Raw genomic sequence first — 17,085 nt, 5'->3', positions numbered from 1 at the left:
TGACTCGCTTCACCCAGCCTAGGCGCCCCGCATGGATGAGGTGACGGCGACCGGCATGGAAGAGTGTGACCACTCGGCTACGCGCGGTAAACCTTCTCGTTCATTGCGGCATCTGGAGCGGGTTGACCAGATCCGCGAGGATCAGCAGCACCCCGAGCCCCACGAGCACCAGCACCGCCAGATAGGTCAAGGGCATGAGCTTGGTCATATCGACGGTGCCCGGATCCGGACGCCCTCTGATGCCGTTGATGCGCACCCGCAACCGCTCGTAGGCGACGACGGCGAGATGCCCGCCGTCCAGCGGCAGCAGCGGGACGACGTTGAGCGCGCCTAGGAAGATGTTCACCGAGACGACAAGTGACAGATACAGAGCGATCTTGTCGCGGACGGTGCTGTGCGAGGAGAAGATCTGCCCCGACACCTCCGTCGCGCCGACCACGCTGCCGACCTGGCCGCCCGGCGAGCTCTGCCGCTCGGGGGTGAACAGCTTCGGGATCGCCGACGGCAGGTCCACCACGATCTGGCCCATGCTCCGCACGGTCCGGCCGATGGCACGCCCCGCGAACACCGCCGCGTTGACCGGGCCCGTCCGCTCGTACCCGGAGCCGACGATCCGCGCGGACAGGCCGACGAACGGCTCACCGCCGACGTCCGCCAGCCGCATCCGCAGCGTCACCGGCCGCGGGACGCCCGCGCGCTGCACGGCGACCGGCACCGTCTGCCCCGGCTTCGCCCTGTCGATGGCGTCGCGCAACTCGTCCCAGTCCGCCACGCGCGTGCCATTGAAGGTCAGCACGCGGTCGCCCGCCCGCAGGCCCGCTGCCTTCGCCGGAGACTCCGGGCGGCCGCCGCCGCAGCCGTCCTGCAGCCGGGCCGGCACGCAGGAGCTGACCTCGTCCACGGTCGTGGTCACGGTGCCCGGCTCCCGGACGCCGACCGTCATCGCCATCGCCATCAGCAGCACGAACGCGAACACGAAGTTCACCACGACGCCCGCCGCGATGACGATCGCGCGCCGCCCCGCGGGCTGCCGGTAGAACGCGCGCGGGCGGTCGGCCTCGTCGACCTCCTCCAGCGGCGTATAGCCGATGATCTTGACGAAGCCGCCGAGCGGGATCGCCTTGATCCCGTACTCGGTCTCGCCGCGGGTCCGCGACCACAGCGTCGGGCCGAACCCGACGAAGTACTGCGTGGCCTTCATCCCGAACCGCTTGGCGGTGAGCAGGTGCCCGCCCTCATGGAGCATCACCGACACCAGCAGCGCGACGACGAACGCCACCGCACCCAAGGCGAAGGCCATCCGATCCCCCTTCCGGGTTCGGTCCCGCCCGAGGGATCCCCCCGCGCCCGGCCGGCCCCGCGGGGCTCAGGCCTGGCCGGTCACTTCCCTGGTCCGTTCGCGCGCCCAGGCGTCGGCGGCCAGCACATCGTCCAGCGTCAGCTCGCCCGGCGTCCCGGACCCGTGCTCCTCCACTACCCGCATGATCGTGTCGACTATCCCCAGGAACGGCAGCCGTCCGGCGCGGAACGCCGCCACGCACTCCTCGTTGGCCGCGTTGTAGACGGCGGGGACCGTCCCGCCGAGCTCGCCGGCGCGGCGGGCGAGCGCGACGGCCGGGAACGCCTCGTCGTCGAGCGGGAAGAACTCCCAGGTGTGCGCCTTCGTCCAGTCGACGCCGGGCGCGGCGTGCGGGACGCGGTCCGGCCACTCCAGACCGAGCGCGATCGGCAGCCGCATGTCGGGCGGGCTCGCCTGCGCCAGCGTCGACCCGTCGGTGAACTCCACCATCGAGTGGATCATCGACTGCGGGTGCACCACGACCTCGATCCGCTCCATCGGGACGTCGAACAGCAGGTGCGCCTCGATGACCTCCAGGCCCTTGTTGACGAGGGTCGCGGAGTTGATGGTGATGACCGGGCCCATCTCCCAGGTCGGGTGCCTCATCGCCTGCTCGGGCGTGACGTCCGCCAGCTCGGCGCGGGCCTTCCCGCGGAACGGGCCGCCGCTGGCGGTCACCACGAGCCGCCGCACCTCCTCGGCGCGGCCGCCGCGCAGGCACTGCGCGAGCGCCGAGTGCTCGGAGTCGACCGGGACGATCTGCCCCGGCCGCGCCCGCTCCTTCACCAGCGGCCCGCCGATGATGAGCGACTCCTTGTTGGCGAGCGCGAGCGTGCGGCCGGCGTCGAGCGCGGCCAGCGTGGACGCCAGGCCGAGCGCGCCCGTCACCCCGTTCAGCACCACGTCGCACGGCCAGGCCGCGACCTCGGCGACCGCGTCCGGACCGGCGACGATCTTCGGGATGGCGTAGTCGCCGGAGGCGTAGCCGCGCCGCTTGGCCTCGGCGTAGAACGCCAGCTGGAGCTCCTGCGCGGCGGACGCCTTGGCCACCGCGACCACCTCCGGACGGAACTCCAGCGCCTGCTCGGCCAGCAGGTCCACCCGCCCGCCGCCGGCCGCGAGGCCCGCGATCCGGAACCGGCCGGGATTGCGGCGGACGACGTCGAGGGCCTGGGTCCCGATCGAGCCGGTGGAGCCGAGGACGACGAGTTCGCGTGCGGCGGGCGCGGCGGCGCCTGAGGGAGACATCACCGGACCATTGTCGGACATCGGCGCGCGGGCGTCCCGCCGCCCTGCCCGGTGTCGCGGGCCCTCTGCCCCCGGCCCGGTAGGGCAGGCCCGAAACCCGGCCGCGGCGCGGTCCGCGGATCGGTGAGCGAGCGGAAGGCGGAGCACGAGCCGCGCGCGCCGCCGCCGCCGACGATCTCGGACGGGCGCCGGCCCGCCAGCCTTTGCCGCCACTTTCACCTTCACTAGCAGGGACAACACCCGTCCCCGCTTATAAAGGAGTGACGTGATTCGACTCCCGCAAGGGGGATGGGGACATGGGCCAGACGGGCGAGCCGACGTTCGACCCGGGAACGCTGAGCCCCGCTCAGCGCCTCGGTGATGCCTGCGCCGTCTGCCGCAAGAAGTGGCCCCGGCCGCGCGTACGCATCGGCCGCCTACCGGACTCGTCCGGGGTGTTCGCGTGCGACGACTGCGCACCCGCCCCGCCGGCACCCCGCACGCCGCGGGGCCCGAAGGAGCCGCTCACGGACGCCGCACGGCCGGTCGGAGAACCGGTCCCGGCGCCGGCGACGGCCCTGGACGCCGTCGTCATGGAGGTCTCTCCAGGGAGAAGGGTGACCCGGGCCTTCGGGGGGACGCCCGGGACCACCCGAGAGGCGCGCCCGGCTGGGGGCGGCCGGGCGCGCCTTATTTAAACAATCTCGGCCCAAGGGGCTCGCCTGGCGGCTCGCCCCTTGACCGATCTTGAGCGAGCGCGAACTCGCTTCGCGAGCTTCCCGGCGGGGGCTCGCCTTCGGCTTCGCCCCGCCGGTCAGGTAGCGCGCTCGCGTGCAAGCTCGGCTTGTTGCGTTAGGGCGGCTGGGGTCGCTGCGACAGCTTGCGGTCGGCTGACGGCCCCTGTGACAGTTTGCGGTCGGCTGAGGGACCCTGTGACAGCTTGCGAACGTTCAGGGAGAGGCGGCTCGCGAAGTCAGACCTTGGTGGACTCGATCCAGGTTCTGGTCCACTCGGCGTAGTCGGTGCAGTCGGTCTTCTTGGACTTGCCGCCGCAGACGCGGGTGGGGGCGTGCGCGAACATGATCTTGTCGATGTAGTCGCGGTCGCCGACGTGGAAGGCGGCGCAGAAACCCGCGCGGAGGCGGTCGCCGGAGCACGCCTGCGGGTTGGCGGGCGCCACCCCGGTCCACTCGGCCACCTGCTGCTGGACGTCCGGGGACGCGGTCCACTGCAGCCACTGGTACATGCAGTTCGGGTGCTGGACGCGGGCGCCGATCATCCAGGCGTCCATCCAGCCGGTGAGGCCCCCGGACGGCTCGGCGGCCTGGACGGGCTTGCCGGCCCGGTCCAGCACGTCCACCTGGTAGGGACCGGCCTCGCCGAGCACGGCCGCGCCCGCGGCGAACGCGCTGATCGCGTCGGCGGGCTGCGTCCAGTACTTCAGCACGTGCGGCCGCTGCCGGGCGAGGACGCGGCCGGCGGCGGCGAGCTGGCGGGGCGACAGCGAGTACGGGTCGCCGATCTTGAGCTTGCGGTCGTGGCCCTTCAGGTAGAGCGCGGCCTCGGCGATCGACAGCGGGCTGTCGCGCAGGATCAGCTTGCCGGAGTAGCGGCGAGCCTGGTCGGGGTCGAACAGCGCCGACCAGCTCGCCGGCGGCTGCACGGTCCGGGTGTCGTACATGAGGAGGTTCGCGCCCCAGACGTAGGGGACGCCGTAGTACTTGCCGTTCTGCTTCAGCAGGCCCCGCAGCTTCGGCTCGAGCTTCTTGTAGCCGTCCACGAGGCTGGTGTTGACCGCGGTGACCTGGTTCTCGGCGACGAGCCGGCCGGCGACCTCGGGCGGGGCGGCGACGCCGTCGTAGCGGCGGCCCTTGTCGCGCATGAGGTCGTACATCTCCTGCGGGGTACTGACCAGCTTCACGCCGACCTTGCAGCCGGTGCGCTCCTGGAAGGGGGTGACCCAGTCGACCCGCGGGTCGGTGGTGCCGCTCTCCACCGAGCCCGGCAGCGCGAGCAGGTTGAGGCCGCCCTCACCGGGGCCGAGGGTGCTCGCCACCTTCGCGACGCCGACCGGTGCCGGGTTCTCGTCGCTGCACGCGCCGAGACCCGCGACCGCCAGCACCGCGGTCGCCGCCAGCGCCGCCAGCCTCCCGCCGCCCGTCCGCCGGCCGGCCCTCCGCCGCATGTCGCTCCCGATCCCCTCCGCAGAGCCGTCCCCCGTCGCGGACGGACCCATCGGCGCAGCGTAGCGCCTCCGGCACCGCGGGGCGGTGCCCGCCCCGCCCGGGATGTCGGCGGGAACCCGGCCCGGCCGCCATTCGCGACGGCGCCGGGGGCCTTCCGCAAGCCATTCGCCGGTTTCCGGTGGCGACTCTTGCGAGTTGTGCCGGGAAGCGGCGGGCTTACAACAGATCGCTACTCGGGGCGCCTATCTGCCAAACCATTTCCGGTCCGTATACGGAAACGGTGCGGCCCCGGGAGGGCGGCGGGTGCCGGTGTCCGCGCCACACGGAGGTTGCTGGAGAGGGATGTGGCGCGGGCTGCCGCCCTTCCCGGGGCCGCGGTGCTGCCGGTGGACGTGGCGAGGTTGGGGAACAGCGGATCACCTTGCAGTGCTGCCTGGCCACGCGATCACCGGCGCCCGGCGCGGCGGCGGCGGTGTGACGCCCTCGAGACGGAGGAGGTTCGAGGGACGCCGCGCGCTCTGCCGGGGGTCGCGGGACGGCCGGAGGCCGTCGTCGAGGGAGAGCCTGGGTGGGGTGTGGGTGACCACCTCGATCCGTGCGATGAGCGTCTGCGGGGTGTCGGCCTCCAGGAAGTCGCCGACGTCGCGTTCGCGGGGCGGCAGGGCCCACCAGCGCCGGGTGAACGGCCCGAACCAGATCGTCCAGCCCGGGAACCGCCGGCCGAGCGCGTCGACCTCCGCGGCATGGTCGTCAGCGGTCATAGCGCGGCTCTCCTGCTCGTCCCGTCCCACCGGTCACCGGAACGCCGGATCCCGTTCTGACTCCGGAGCCTGACTTTTAATTTCGCTCCTTTTAATTGATAGTGCGATTGTGTCGCCCGCCACAGACCCCGTCAATGGGTGGAGCCATTATTCGTCCGCCCGGCCCGGACGAAAATCAACGACGGGAATCCACCACCGTGGGAAAGTACCGGACACGCGGCCCGGCCTGCCGGTTCGCGCCGGGCCGCGTCCGGGCGGGTCACCGGCCGCAATCCCGCGTTCACCGCGGCGTCACCGGCCGCGGCTAGCGTGGCCGGCAGCAGCGTTCCGACATCGAGCACCGCGAGGCGGTCCCGCGTGCCGTCAAGGCTTTTTGCGCCATTTATTGCTATCTGGGCGTTTCGTCGGTATCTCCGCCACGGACCGTTCGTTCTCGCGCTCGCGGGCGGTGCCGCGCTGCGCTGGACGGCGGTGCTCGCCTATCCGCACGGCCTCTGGTTCACCGGCGACTCCTACTTCTACGTCGGCTACGCGCTGCGGCCCGCACCCTCACCGAGCAAGACGCTCGGGTACTCGTTCGTGCTGCGGCTCATGGAGCCGCTGCACAGCCTGACCGCGGTCGTGGTCGTCCAGCACCTCATGGGCCTGGCGGTCGCGGTGATGGCGTACGCCGTGCTCTGCCGGGCGGGGCTGCCCGCCTGGGCGTCCGCCCTCGTCACGCTGCCCGTGCTGTACGACGCGTACCAGATCGAGCTCGAGCACCTGCTGATGTCCGAGACGCTGTTCATCTTCCTGATCGCGGGGGCGCTGACGCTGCTGCTCTGGCGCGTCCGCGACGGGCGGGCACCGCCGTGGTGGACGGCCCTGGCCGCCGGCCTGCTGCTCGGCTACGCGGTGCTCGTCCGGTCGGCGGGCGCGCCGCTGGTCCCGGTCGTGCTGGTCTGCCTGCTGCTGTGGCGGCGCGGGTGGCGTCCGGCACTGGCGTTCGGCGCGGCCGCCGCGGTCCCGCTCGCCGCGTACGCGCTGTGGTTCCACGCCGAGCGCGGCACGTACGCGCTCACCACGTCCGACGGCATCTACCTGTGGGGACGGACGGCCGGGTTCGCCGACTGCGCGAAGATGCGGCCGCCGAAGGACCAGGCGGCCCTGTGCCTGCCCCCGGACGCCGCCGAGCGGCGCGACGCGCCCGGCCACCTGATCTGGCGCGGCGACATACCGCCTCGCGTGCTCCTGTCGCCCGTGGGTTCTCCGGAGGCGAACAGCACGCTGCGCGCCTTCTCCATCCGGGCGATCCTGGCCCAGCCCGGCGACTATTTTGAGGCGGTCGGCGACGGCATCGGGCGCGCCTTCAGCTCGCACCGGTACCCCTACCCGAACGCGACGACCGAGCGGCTGTACCACTTCCCCGACCGTCCGCAGCTGTTCCCGAGCGGCCTCGCCTATGCCACCGGGCACGGCGCACCGGGCACCGTGCTCGCGGACGCGATGCGGTACGGCCGGACGGGCAGGCCGAGCCGGGTCGTCCAGCCGTACGCGGACCGGATGATCGGCTACCAGGAGCGCTGGTTCCTGCCGGGACCGGCGACCGGCGCGGTGTTCGGGCTCGGCGCCATCGCCGTCGCGGCGGCCCGCGGGCGGCGCCGCGAGGTCCTGATGGTGTGGGGGACGGCGGCGACCCTGCTGCTGTTCCCCATCGCCAGCGCCGACTTCGACTACCGCTACGTCGTGCCTGCGGTGCCGTTCGCGTGCTTCGCGGTGGGCCTCGGCCTGTCGGCGGTACGCCGCCGCGCGGCCGGCGAAGAGGCCGGCCGCGCGGACGACGAGGAGACCGCTACCCGTTGGTGGGGAACCCTAGGTTCACGCCGCCGTGAGAAGGATCGAGCCAGCGTGCCGTGACGGCCTTGGTGCGCGTGTAGAAGTGCACGCCCTCCATGCCGTGCGCGTGGCTGTCGCCGAACAGCGAGTCCTTCCAGCCGCCGAAGGAGTAGTACGCCATCGGCACCGGGATCGGCACGTTGATCCCGACCATGCCGACCTCCACCTCGTTCTGGAAGCGGCGCGCCGCGCCGCCGTCGTTGGTGAAGATCGCCGTGCCGTTGCCGTACGGGTTCGCCGAGATCAGCTCCATGGCCTCCTCGTACGAGCCGGCCCGCACGACGGCGAGCACCGGGCCGAAGATCTCGTCCTTGTAGGCGTCCATCTCCGGGGTGACGTGGTCGAGGACGGTCGGGCCGAGCCAGAAGCCGTCGCCCGCGCCGCCGAGCACCGGCGTCTCGCGGCCGTCGATCGCGAGGGTGGCGCCCTGCGCGACGGCGGAGTCGAGGTAGGAGGCGACCTTGTCGCGGTGCGCCTTGGTGACCAGCGGGCCCATCTCCGACTCGGGGTGGTCGCCGGGGCCGATCTTGAGCTTGGCGACCCGCTCGCGGATCTTCGCCATCAGCTCGTCGCCGACGGGGTCAACGGCCACCGCGACGGAGATCGCCATGCAGCGCTCACCCGCCGAGCCGAAGCCCGCCGACACCGCCGCGTCGGCGGCGAGGTCCAGGTCGGCGTCCGGCAGCACCAGCATGTGGTTCTTCGCGCCGCCGAGCGCCTGCACCCGCTTGCCGTTCGCCGCGGCCGTCCCGTAGATGTACCGCGCGATCGGCGTGGAGCCGACGAAGCTGACCGCCTTCACGTCCGGGTGGTGCAGCAGCCCGTCCACCGCCGCCTTGTCGCCGTGGACGACGTTGAACACCCCGTCCGGCAGGCCCGCCTCGGCCCACAGCTCCGCGATCCGCACCGACGCCGACGGGTCCTTCTCCGACGGCTTGAGCACGAACGTGTTCCCGCACGCGATCGCCACCGGGAACATCCACATCGGCACCATGGCCGGGAAGTTGAACGGGGTGATCCCGGCGACGACGCCGAGCGGCTGCAGGATCGAGTAGGCGTCCACCCGCGTCGACACGTTCTCCGAGAACCCGCCCTTGAGCAGGTGCGGGATGCCGCACGCGAACTCGACGACCTCCAGGCCGCGCGCGACCTCGCCCGCGGCGTCCGACAGCACCTTGCCGTGCTCGGCGGAGATCAGCGCGGCCAGCTCGTCGCGGTGCGCGGCCGCCAGCTCGCGGAAGCGGAACAGCACGGACGTCCGTTTGGACAGGGACGTGTCCCGCCAGCCGGGGAACGCGGCCTTCGCGGCGGCGACGGCGGCGTCCACCTCGGCGGCGGACGCGAAGTCGACGTGCCCGGCGACGCGTCCGTTCGCGGGCTCGTAGACGTCGCCGCGCCGGGCGGCGTCCCCGTCGAACGGCTTTCCGCCGATCCAGTGGGTGATGTGCCTGGTCTCAGTCATCGGACGGTCTCCCCGGTCGTGGCCTGCGCGCCGGCGTCCGCGGTCACGGACTCCAGCGAGGCGATCAGGATGCCGAGCCCTTCCAGGGCCTCGGCGTCGGTCAGGGTGAGGGGCGGGGCCATGCGCACCACATTGCCGTACAGGCCTCCCTTGCCGACGAGCAGCCCCCGCTCGCGGGCCGCCTCCATCAGCGCGGCGGCCAGCGGCGGGCTCGGCTCGCCGGTCCGCGGGTCCGCCAGCTCGATCGCGAACATCAGGCCCTTGCCGCGGACGTCCCCGACGACCGGGAACCGCGAGGCCGCCTCCCGCAGCCCGCCGATGATCGTCGCGCCCTGCCTCGCGGCGTTGGCCTGCAGGTCGTGGTCCAGGACGTAGTCGAGGGTCGCGTTCGCCGCAGCCATCGAGATCGGGTTCCCGCCGAACGTGGAGATCCCGACGGCGTGCAGCGCGTCCATCAACTCGCCGCGCGCGACGACGCCGCCGACGGCGAACCCGTTGCCGAGGCCCTTGGCGAACGTCATCATGTCGGGCGTCACGCCGTGGTTGTCGATGCCCCAGAAGCCCTGGCCGGTGCGTCCCCACGCGGTCTGCACCTCGTCGGAGATGAACAGGATGCCCGCCTCGTCCAAAACCTCCTGGTAGGCGGCGAACAGCCCGTCCGGCGGCATCGTGAACCCGCCGACGCCCTGGATCGGCTCCGCGATCAGCGCGGCGACGTCCCCGCCGGTCGCGGTCGCGAGGACGTGCCGCAGGTCCTGCACGCAGGCGTCGACGTACGCCTCGTCCGACATGCCGGCGAACTGCGGGAGGTGGCGGTCGGCGCCGTGCAGGAAGTGCACGTTCAGCGGCGAGTAGGACAGGTTCGTCCAGGCCCGGTTGCCGGTGATGCCGGTCGCGCCGAACGAGCGCCCGTGGTAGCTCTGCCGCATCGCGAGGACCTGGTCGCTGCGCCGCGCGTACGCCGCGAGCAGCAGCGCCGTCTCGTTGGCCTCGGTGCCGGAGTTGGCGAAGAACACCTTCGCGTCCGGGATGCCGGACAGCCGGGCGATCTTCTCGGCCAGCTCGATCTGGCCGCGCAGCAGGTAGGCGGTGGAGGTGTGCACGACGCCGGTGGCGAGCTGGCGCTCCACCGCCTCCCGCACCTCGGGCACGTCGTACCCGATCATGTTGGTGAGGATGCCCGTGAAGAAGTCGAGGTAGGTCACGCCCTCGGCGTCGGTCACGCGGTTTCCCTTGCCGCCGACGATCTCGATGGGGTCCCGGTAGTTGAGCGCCACCCACGACGGCATGACCGCCCTGTGGCGCCGGAGCAGGTTCGCGTGTTCCGACATGGCCCAAGTCTCGTTCGGGGCGCGACCGCGGGGCCAGCGGCAGAGTGTCACGACACCGGCCCGCCGGTTGACGGAGTGGAACGCGGCGCCGCCGGACCCCTCCCCCCGTGCCTACATGCTGTAAACCTCATGGTCATCGCCGTTGACAGCCTGTCGGATATCATCGCGGGCGATGCTGCCCACACTCGACGACGTCCTCCAGCTCGACGCGGTCCGCCGCGGGCAGCCGCGCGTCGTCGCCGGCGCCGACCGCACCGGCAACCTCGTCCGCTGGGTCCACGTCGCCGAGGTCACCGACATCGCGCACCTGCTGCACGGCGGCGAGCTGGTCCTCACCACCGGCATCGCGCTGCCCGACGAGCCGGACCGGCTGCGCGCCTACATCGCCGACCTCGCCGAGGTCGGCGTCAGCGGGCTGATGATCGAACTCGGCCGGCGCTACGCCAGCCGCCCGCCCGCCGCGCTCGTCGCCGCCGCCGAGGACCTCGGCCTCCCGGTGGTCGTGCTGGCGCACGAGCCGGCGTTCGTCGACATCACCGAGTCCGTGCACGCCCGGATCGTCCAGGAGCAGTTCGCCGAGCTGCGCGCCTCCGAGCAGCTGCACGAGATCTTCACCCAGCTGTCGGTGGAGGGCGCCTCCACCGACGAGGTCGTCCGGCAGGTCGCCGCGATCGGCGGGCACCCGGTCGTGCTGGAGAACCTGTCGCACCGCGTGCTGGCCGCCGACGCCGACGGCCGCGACCCCGCCGAGCTGCTGTCGGCGTGGGAGACCCGGTCGCGCGCCGTCCGGCCGCGGACCCGCACCGGCTACGACACCGCGTCCGGCTGGCTCGTCACCACGGTCGGCGCCCGCGGCGAGGACTGGGGCCGGCTGATCATCGTGCTCGGCTCGCCGCCCTCGCCGCGTGAGACCGTGCTGATCGAGCGGGCCGCGACCACCCTCGCGCTCGGCCGGCTGCTGGACCGGCACGCCGAGAGCGTCGAGCGGCAGGCGCACGGGACGATCATCGCGCGGATCCTCGCGCACGCCTACTCCGACCCGCAGGAGGCCGCCGCCCGCGCCCGCGCGCTCGGCGTGCCGCTGTCCGGCCGCCGGCTGCTCGGCGCCGTGCTGCGGCACCGCGGCGCGGCGCCGCCCGTCGGCGAGCTGTCGGCCCTCGCCGAGACGGCCGCCGCCGCCTGCAAGGACGCCCGCCTCCCCGCCCTCGTCGGCGTGCTGGACGAGGGCGGCCCGCAGGCCCGCGTCGGGGTGCTGGCCTCGCTGCCCGCCCGCGCCGACGCCGAGACCGCGCTCACCGACGTCGCCACCCGGATCCGCAAGCGGACCGGCGGCGACACCGTGCTGGCGGCCGGGTCCGTGGTGGAGACGATCCGGGACGTCCGCCGCTCGTTCCTGGAGGCCGAGCAGGTCGCGGGCGTCGCCGCCCGCGGCTCCGGCGGCCGGCTGTTCTACCGGCTGCCCGACCTGCGGCTGCGCGGCCTGCTGCATCTGCTGCGCGACGACGCCCGCGTGCAGACGTTCGTCGAGCGCGAGCTCGGCCCGCTGCTGGAGTACGACGCGCAGCGCGGCAGCGACCTGACCCGCATCCTGGAGCTGTACCTCGAGTCCGGGCGCAACAAGGCGGTCGCCGCGCAGCAGGCCCATCTGTCCCGCCCGGCCTTCTACGAGCGGCTGCGCCGCATCGAGCGGGTCCTGGACGCCGACCTCGACGACGTCGAGTCGTGCGTCTCCTTCCACGTCGCGCTGCTCGCGCTCAGCTCCGTCCGCTGGGAACGCTCCTGACCGGCGCGGGAGACCCGAGATCGGCGGGGACCGATCGGCGAACGGCGGGCCCGGGGCTTACTCCGCGTTTACGCTTTCCAGCATGACGGACGCGGCGTTGCATGTTCATCGGTACGGAGATCCATCGGGGGCGCCGCTGGTCGCCCTGCACGGCGTCACGGGGCACGGCGCCCGATGGCGGCGCACGGCCGAGCGGCACCTCGCGGACCGGTACACCCTCGCGCCGGACCTGCGCGGGCACGGCCGCTCCCCGTACGAGCCGCCGTGGGGCGTCGAGCAGCACGTCGAGGACGTCCTCGCGGTCATGGACGCCGAGAACCTCGACCGGGCCGACCTCGTCGGGCACTCCTACGGCGGCATGATCGCGGTCCATCTGGCGCGGACGGCACCGCACCGGGTGCGGCGGCTCGTCCTGCTGGACCCGGCGATCGGCCTCGACCCGGCGGACGCCGCGCGGAGCGCCCGCGGGTACATGGCCGAGGTGTCGTTCGCCGACGCCGTCGAGGCGCGCGCGTCGCTGGTGGCGCGCTGGTCCCTCGCCTCCGACGAGACCGTGAACGACGAGGTCGGCGAGCACCTGGAGCACGGCCCGGACGGGCGCACCCGCTGGCGGTACGAGCCGGCCGCGATCGTGACGGCGTACTCGGAGATGGCGCGCCCGCACGTCCCGCCGCCCGCCGACCTGCCGACCCACCTGGTGATCGCGACGCTCGCGGACCTGGTGCGGCCCGAGTTCGTCGTGGACTGCCGCGCCGCCCTCGGCCCCGGGCTGACGATCAGCGAGATCGAGTCCGGCCACATGCTCTACATCGACCGCCTGGAGGAGACGGGGATGCTGCTGCGCACCTGGCTGGCATCCTGAGCGCGCACTCCCCGGCGCCGGCGTTCCGGCCGCGACCACGGCCATGGCGATGGTCGAACGCATGTTCGATCTATGCCGCGCCGCCGGCCGCTTCGCGCCGGTTCCGGCCATCCGGGTGTCACCTGGAGGAGGTACTTCAGTGCCGTGAGGGCACAACCATCTAGTGACACTTCGCAGTTCGGCGGGTATGCGCACCTTCGGGGTGGAAGAGGAGCTCCTTCTCGTCGACCCCGTCAGCGGCGTGCCGCAGGCCGTCTCCGGCTCCGTCGTCCAGTACGCCCACCGGCACGCCGAGGTCCTGTTCAACGGCGGCCGGCGCTCCGAACCGCTGGAATGCGAACTGCAGCGCGAGCAACTGGAGATCTGCACCCCGGTCTGCAGCACCCTGGACGAGGTGTCCGCGCACATCAGGTCGGCGCGGCAGGCCGCGGCGCAGGCCGCGGCGGGCGTCGGGATCACGGTCGCCGCCCTCGCCACCTCCCCGGTCGCCGTGCGCCCGTCGCTGTCCCCGTCGCACCGCTACCGGCGCATGTCGGACGCCTACGGCCCCACCGCCGACGAGCAGCTCACCTGCGGCTGCCACGTCCACGTGGGCGTCGCGTCGCCGGACGAGGGCGTCGCCGTCCTCGACCGGATCCGGCCCTGGCTGCCGACCCTGCTGGCCCTCAGCGCCAACTCCCCGTTCTGGCAGGGCGAGGACACCGGCTACGACAGCTGGCGCTACCAGGTGTGGGGGCGGTGGCCGTCCAGCGGCCCGACCGAGCTGTTCGGCTCCGCCGAGGCCTACCGCTCGACCGTCAAGGCGCTGCTGGCCACCGGCGCGCTCGTCGACGAAGGGATGATCTACTACGACGCGCGGCTGTCCCGCCGCTACCCCACCGTGGAGATCCGCGTCCCCGACGTGTGCATGCGCGCCGACGACGCCGTGCTCATGGCCGCGCTGGTGCGCGCCATGGTCGACACCGCCGCCGCGTCGTGGCACGCCGGCGAGCCGCCCGATCCCGTCCGCGCCGACCTGATGCGGCTGGCGATGTGGCGGGCCGGACGGTCCGGGCTGCGCGAGGACCTCGTGCATCCGGCGACCCGCCGCGCCGCGCCCGTCCACGAGGTGGTCCGCGCGCTGCTGGAGCACCTCGGCCCGGCGCTCGACCGCGCGGGCGACCTGGAGACCGCCACCCGGCTCCTGCACGGCCTCCTGGAGCGCGGCAACGGCGCCCAGTTGCAGCGCGCCGTGTACGCCCGCACCCGCGACGTGACCGCCGTCGTCGCCGACGCCGCCTGCCACACCACGGCCTGAACGCGGGTCAGGCTCGGCCGCGGCCGAGAAGGCGCAGCAGGCCCGGCTCGGTGGCGAACAGCCGGTCGAGCTCGCCGGCCCCGACCCGTTCCGCGAGGATCTGCAGGGCGATGTCCTGCCGGACGTACTCGGCCGCCATCAGCGCGACCGCCGGGTCCGCCGTGTAGATGCCCCATGCGGCGCCCTCGCCGAACCCGCCGACGACGGCCTCCCGCCGGTCGCCGACGACCACCAGGAGCCGGTACCCGAGATCCTCCAGCACGGCCTCGGGCGCGGAGTACCGGTGCCGGTGGACGGTCCCCGTCCCGTCCCCGCCGAACGGGTCGGCGCCCTCGCCGAACGAGACCACCGACACCTCGGCGCCCCGTCCGGCGGCGTCGACGACGGCTTCCCGCAGCCGCCGCATCTCCTGCGGCCACACCGACATGACCAGGCCGCGCCGGGCGCCGGCGATCACGTCCTCCGCCCGGTCCAGCATGGCCTCGGCGTCCTTCAGCCCGTGGATCAGGTGGCCCTCGGGTGCCGCCGCGACGGCGGGCAGCGCCGAGCGCAGCACGGCCACCGACCCGTCGAACTCCCGCCGCATCCGGTCGAGGAGCGCGTCGGGCGGCAGCGGCAGGTACTCGGTCGCGTCCGAGGATCCGCGCAGTTCGTAGGCCGCGCCCCGGGCGACCAGCTTGCCGAGCGTCTCGTACACCGTGCTGCGCGGGACCCCGGACCGCTTCGCCACCTCGTACCCGTTGACCGGCCGGCCCGCGCCGACGAGGGCCACGTACGCCTTCGCCTCGTATCCGGACATGCCGAGCCGCTGCAGATGCTCAAGGACGTCCCGCGCGCTCACCGCCGCAATGCTAGTTCTTCGTCCGTGCCAGTTCTTCGGCTGTGCGCCTTCCCGGAATCCGGGCATGGAGCGGCGGCGGCCGGCCGCTCGGGCGGGGCGGGCGCCGCGTCCCCTCGCAGGCGCGGCGCCCGCCCGGCCCCGGTCAGGCCGCGTGCGCCGTGCGGCGCTGGAACGGCAGGTAGCGGTCGGCGCGGCGGGGGCGCGAGGGCAGGCCGGTGGACTCGACGGCGAGGATCCGGTCGAAGCGGAAGGCGCGGACGCCACGCCGCATGCGGCACCAGCCGACGAGATACCAGTGGTCGCGGTGGACGAGGCAGGTGACGGGCTCCACCTCGCGGATCGTCACGTTCGCGCCGGCGTCGCCGTAGCAGAGCCGGACGACGCGGTGCTCGGTGATGGCCGCGGCGATGACGCGGGCGCGGTCGGCGGTGGAGGCGTCCATGGGCGCGGTGAGGGTGGCCAGGGTCGCGGCGACGACGTCGTCGTGGCCGGCCGGGTCGAGGAGGGTGCGCAGGGCGCGGCGGGCGGTGGCGGCCTGCGGGCCGGCGCCGAGGTGCGCGAGCGAGAGCGCGAGGGCCGCGATCTCGGCGGCGGTGAGCACGGTGCCGGCCGCGCCGTGCGCGGGGGTGGTCCGAAGGTGCGTCGCAACGTTCGCCATGGTTCGATCATACGTTCGAACACTGACATTTCGCACTGGCCCGAACGCCCGTAAAGCGTCACCTGACGCAGGGCGGGCGGCACGGCGCCCTCCGAACGCGAGGCCGCTTGAGATGCCCACGGTGCATGGTGAACACTGTGCCCAAAACGTGCTCTATTCGGGGGAATCGGGGGCGAACACATGATCGTGGACGGGCGGTGAACGACGCGCGGGCGGCCCGTCCCCCCTTGGACCGGGACGGGGCGGACCGGGCGCTGGCCCGGCTGCGCGACGAGCAGGAGCGCATCGGCGCGGCCCTGCTCGAACTCGAGGCGCACCAGGGGTACCGGTTGCTGGACGGCGCGGCGCTCGACGGCGGGACCCGGCGCGTCCAGGCGGAGGTGCGGGCGCGGATGGCGGAGGTCTGGGCGCTGTTCGACCGCTACGGCCGCACGCTCGCCGAGGCCGAGCGGCTGCGCGCCCGGCACTCGCGGCCGGACCGCGCGCAGCTCGCCGAGCTCACCCGGCTGCTGGCCGGGCCGTCGGTCGAACTGCCGGCCGAGGAGGTGCCGCTGGAGCGCCGGACGCTGCTGGCCGCCCCGTCCGGCGAGAAGCTGACCCTGCAGGAGGTCGTCGCGCGGATGACGCCGCTGTACGAGGACGTCGCCAAGACCGTCGCCGCGCTCGACACCGTCTGGTCGGCGCTGCTGGCCCGGCTCGCCGAGGCCGAGGCGGAGCAGCGCGCCGCCGCCGGCCTGCTGGCCTCGCTGGGCGGGACGGACCCGGACCTCGAGCGGCTGACCGCCGAACTGGCGGCCATGGCCGCGGTCGTGCGCGGCGACCCGCTGGCGCTGGCGTCCGGCGGGCGCGCCGACACCGGCCGCCTGGACACGCTGCGCACCGCGCTGGCGGACGTGCGCCGCGACCTGGAGGAGGCACAGCGGCTGCGCGAGGGGTTCGCCGACCGGATCGCCGGGATCGCGTCCGTGCTCGACGCGCTGCGCGCCGCGGAGGCGGAGGCGCGCCGCGCCCGCGACGAGGTGCTCGCGAAGATCGCCTCCCCGGTGCTGCCCGACCTGCCGGACATGTCCGCCACGCTCGCCGACCGGCTCGCGGCCGTCGGGCACCCGCCGCCCGGCGCGGCCGCCCGCGCCGGCGGCTGGAACGACCTCGCCGGCCGGGTCGCGGACCTGGACCGGGCGATGCGCGCCGCGCTGGACCGGGCCCGCCGGGACGCCGAGGTGATCCGCGGCCTGCTGGACCGGCGCGAGGAACTGCGCGGACGGCTGGAGGCCTACCGGGCGAAGGCGGCCCGCCTCGGCGGGGCCGAGGACGCCGAACTCGCCGCGATCTACGAGCGGGCCCGCGAGCTGCTCTGGACCTCGCCCTGTGACCTGCGCGAGGCGACCGTGACGCTGTCGGGATACCAGCAGGCCATCACCTCGCGGGTGAAGGGAGCGCAACGTTGAGCCAGTGCACCGCGG

At 73.7% G+C, this 17,085-nt stretch carries 13 protein-coding genes; 5 read left to right on the top strand and 8 right to left on the bottom strand.

Features of this window, described 5'->3' with window-relative positions; all coding sequences use genetic code 11:
- Window positions 1–100 precede the first annotated feature (100 nt).
- The 4 genes from F8568_RS03670 to F8568_RS03655 all read right to left on the bottom strand — a co-directional run bounded on the left by F8568_RS03670 (window position 101) and on the right by F8568_RS03655 (window position 5,513).
- On the bottom strand, window positions 101–1,300 hold the full coding sequence (locus F8568_RS03670) for a M50 family metallopeptidase (protein ID WP_151591297.1): 1,200 nt from the start codon (window positions 1,298–1,300) through the stop codon (window positions 101–103).
- A gap of 66 nt (window positions 1,301–1,366) precedes the next feature.
- Entirely contained in the window at window positions 1,367–2,587 is a 1,221-nt protein-coding gene (gene dxr, locus F8568_RS03665) for a 1-deoxy-D-xylulose-5-phosphate reductoisomerase (RefSeq protein WP_151591472.1), read from the bottom strand.
- Between the two features lie 952 nt (window positions 2,588–3,539).
- Entirely contained in the window at window positions 3,540–4,802 is a 1,263-nt protein-coding gene (locus F8568_RS03660) for an extracellular solute-binding protein (protein WP_236008308.1), read from the bottom strand.
- 366 nt (window positions 4,803–5,168) lie between these two features.
- On the bottom strand, window positions 5,169–5,513 hold the full coding sequence (locus tag F8568_RS03655) for a hypothetical protein (RefSeq protein WP_151591293.1): 345 nt from the start codon (window positions 5,511–5,513) through the stop codon (window positions 5,169–5,171).
- 471 nt (window positions 5,514–5,984) lie between these two features.
- Between F8568_RS03655 and F8568_RS03650 the strand changes: the two genes are divergently transcribed.
- The gene (locus tag F8568_RS03650) at window positions 5,985–7,409 is read left to right on the top strand and encodes a phospholipid carrier-dependent glycosyltransferase (protein WP_151591291.1); all 1,425 of its coding nucleotides are present in this window, start codon (window positions 5,985–5,987) and stop codon (window positions 7,407–7,409) included.
- Here the strand turns inward: F8568_RS03650 and F8568_RS03645 are convergent.
- Complete coding sequence (locus F8568_RS03645) at window positions 7,345–8,850, bottom strand: CoA-acylating methylmalonate-semialdehyde dehydrogenase (protein WP_151591289.1); 1,506 nt, start codon at window positions 8,848–8,850, stop codon at window positions 7,345–7,347. The two genes, F8568_RS03650 and F8568_RS03645, sit on opposite strands and share 65 nt — an antisense overlap.
- Window positions 8,847–10,181, bottom strand: coding sequence for an aspartate aminotransferase family protein (locus F8568_RS03640; protein ID WP_151591287.1), 1,335 nt, complete (start codon window positions 10,179–10,181; stop codon window positions 8,847–8,849). The genes F8568_RS03645 and F8568_RS03640 overlap by 4 nt, the downstream gene beginning before the upstream one ends.
- A 172-nt stretch (window positions 10,182–10,353) precedes the next feature.
- On the opposite strand from F8568_RS03640, the gene F8568_RS03635 reads away from it, so the two are divergent.
- From F8568_RS03635 to F8568_RS03625, 3 genes are all read left to right on the top strand, one after another.
- The gene (locus F8568_RS03635; protein WP_151591285.1) at window positions 10,354–11,964 is read left to right on the top strand and encodes a PucR family transcriptional regulator; all 1,611 of its coding nucleotides are present in this window, start codon (window positions 10,354–10,356) and stop codon (window positions 11,962–11,964) included.
- 82 nt (window positions 11,965–12,046) lie between these two features.
- A complete protein-coding gene (locus F8568_RS03630; RefSeq protein ID WP_151591283.1) occupies window positions 12,047–12,826 on the top strand; it encodes an alpha/beta fold hydrolase in 780 nt (259 codons plus the stop codon).
- 187 nt (window positions 12,827–13,013) lie between these two features.
- Window positions 13,014–14,123: a carboxylate-amine ligase gene (locus F8568_RS03625; RefSeq protein ID WP_151591281.1), complete on the top strand. Its 1,110-nt coding sequence runs from the start codon at window positions 13,014–13,016 to the stop codon at window positions 14,121–14,123.
- A 7-nt stretch (window positions 14,124–14,130) separates the two neighbouring features.
- On the opposite strand, the gene F8568_RS03620 is transcribed toward F8568_RS03625, so the two are convergent.
- Together F8568_RS03620 and F8568_RS03615 are read right to left on the bottom strand one after the other, a co-directional pair.
- A complete protein-coding gene (locus tag F8568_RS03620; protein ID WP_328600710.1) occupies window positions 14,131–14,964 on the bottom strand; it encodes a TrmB family transcriptional regulator in 834 nt (277 codons plus the stop codon).
- Window positions 14,965–15,106: 142 nt separating this feature from the next.
- Window positions 15,107–15,622: a helix-turn-helix transcriptional regulator gene (locus tag F8568_RS03615; RefSeq protein ID WP_151591277.1), complete on the bottom strand. Its 516-nt coding sequence runs from the start codon at window positions 15,620–15,622 to the stop codon at window positions 15,107–15,109.
- A gap of 197 nt (window positions 15,623–15,819) precedes the next feature.
- Between F8568_RS03615 and F8568_RS03610 the strand changes: the two genes are divergently transcribed.
- On the top strand, window positions 15,820–17,070 hold the full coding sequence (locus F8568_RS03610; protein ID WP_151591275.1) for a hypothetical protein: 1,251 nt from the start codon (window positions 15,820–15,822) through the stop codon (window positions 17,068–17,070).
- Window positions 17,071–17,085: the final 15 nt, after the last annotated feature.

Origin of the sequence: Actinomadura physcomitrii (genome assembly GCF_008923205.2) — a bacterium.
In the GTDB taxonomy this organism is placed as follows: domain Bacteria; phylum Actinomycetota; class Actinomycetes; order Streptosporangiales; family Streptosporangiaceae; genus Spirillospora; species Spirillospora physcomitrii.
This window is presented reverse-complemented; position numbering and strand designations above follow the sequence as displayed.

What these genes read in the sequence shown, in the direction of transcription:
- F8568_RS03670 (WP_151591297.1), bottom strand. Translation starts at nt 1,300, where the DNA reads ATGGCCTTCGCCTTGGGTGCGGTGGCGTTCGTCGTCGCGCTGCTGGTG.
- dxr (WP_151591472.1), bottom strand. Translation starts at nt 2,587, where the DNA reads ATGTCTCCCTCAGGCGCCGCCGCGCCCGCCGCACGCGAACTCGTCGTC.
- F8568_RS03660 (WP_236008308.1), bottom strand. Translation starts at nt 4,802, where the DNA reads ATGGGTCCGTCCGCGACGGGGGACGGCTCTGCGGAGGGGATCGGGAGC.
- F8568_RS03655 (WP_151591293.1), bottom strand. Translation starts at nt 5,513, where the DNA reads ATGACCGCTGACGACCATGCCGCGGAGGTCGACGCGCTCGGCCGGCGG.
- F8568_RS03645 (WP_151591289.1), bottom strand. Translation starts at nt 8,850, where the DNA reads ATGACTGAGACCAGGCACATCACCCACTGGATCGGCGGAAAGCCGTTC.
- F8568_RS03640 (WP_151591287.1), bottom strand. Translation starts at nt 10,181, where the DNA reads ATGTCGGAACACGCGAACCTGCTCCGGCGCCACAGGGCGGTCATGCCG.
- F8568_RS03635 (WP_151591285.1), top strand. Translation starts at nt 10,354, where the DNA reads ATGCTGCCCACACTCGACGACGTCCTCCAGCTCGACGCGGTCCGCCGC.
- F8568_RS03630 (WP_151591283.1), top strand. Translation starts at nt 12,047, where the DNA reads ATGACGGACGCGGCGTTGCATGTTCATCGGTACGGAGATCCATCGGGG.
- F8568_RS03625 (WP_151591281.1), top strand. Translation starts at nt 13,014, where the DNA reads ATGCGCACCTTCGGGGTGGAAGAGGAGCTCCTTCTCGTCGACCCCGTC.
- F8568_RS03615 (WP_151591277.1), bottom strand. Translation starts at nt 15,622, where the DNA reads ATGGCGAACGTTGCGACGCACCTTCGGACCACCCCCGCGCACGGCGCG.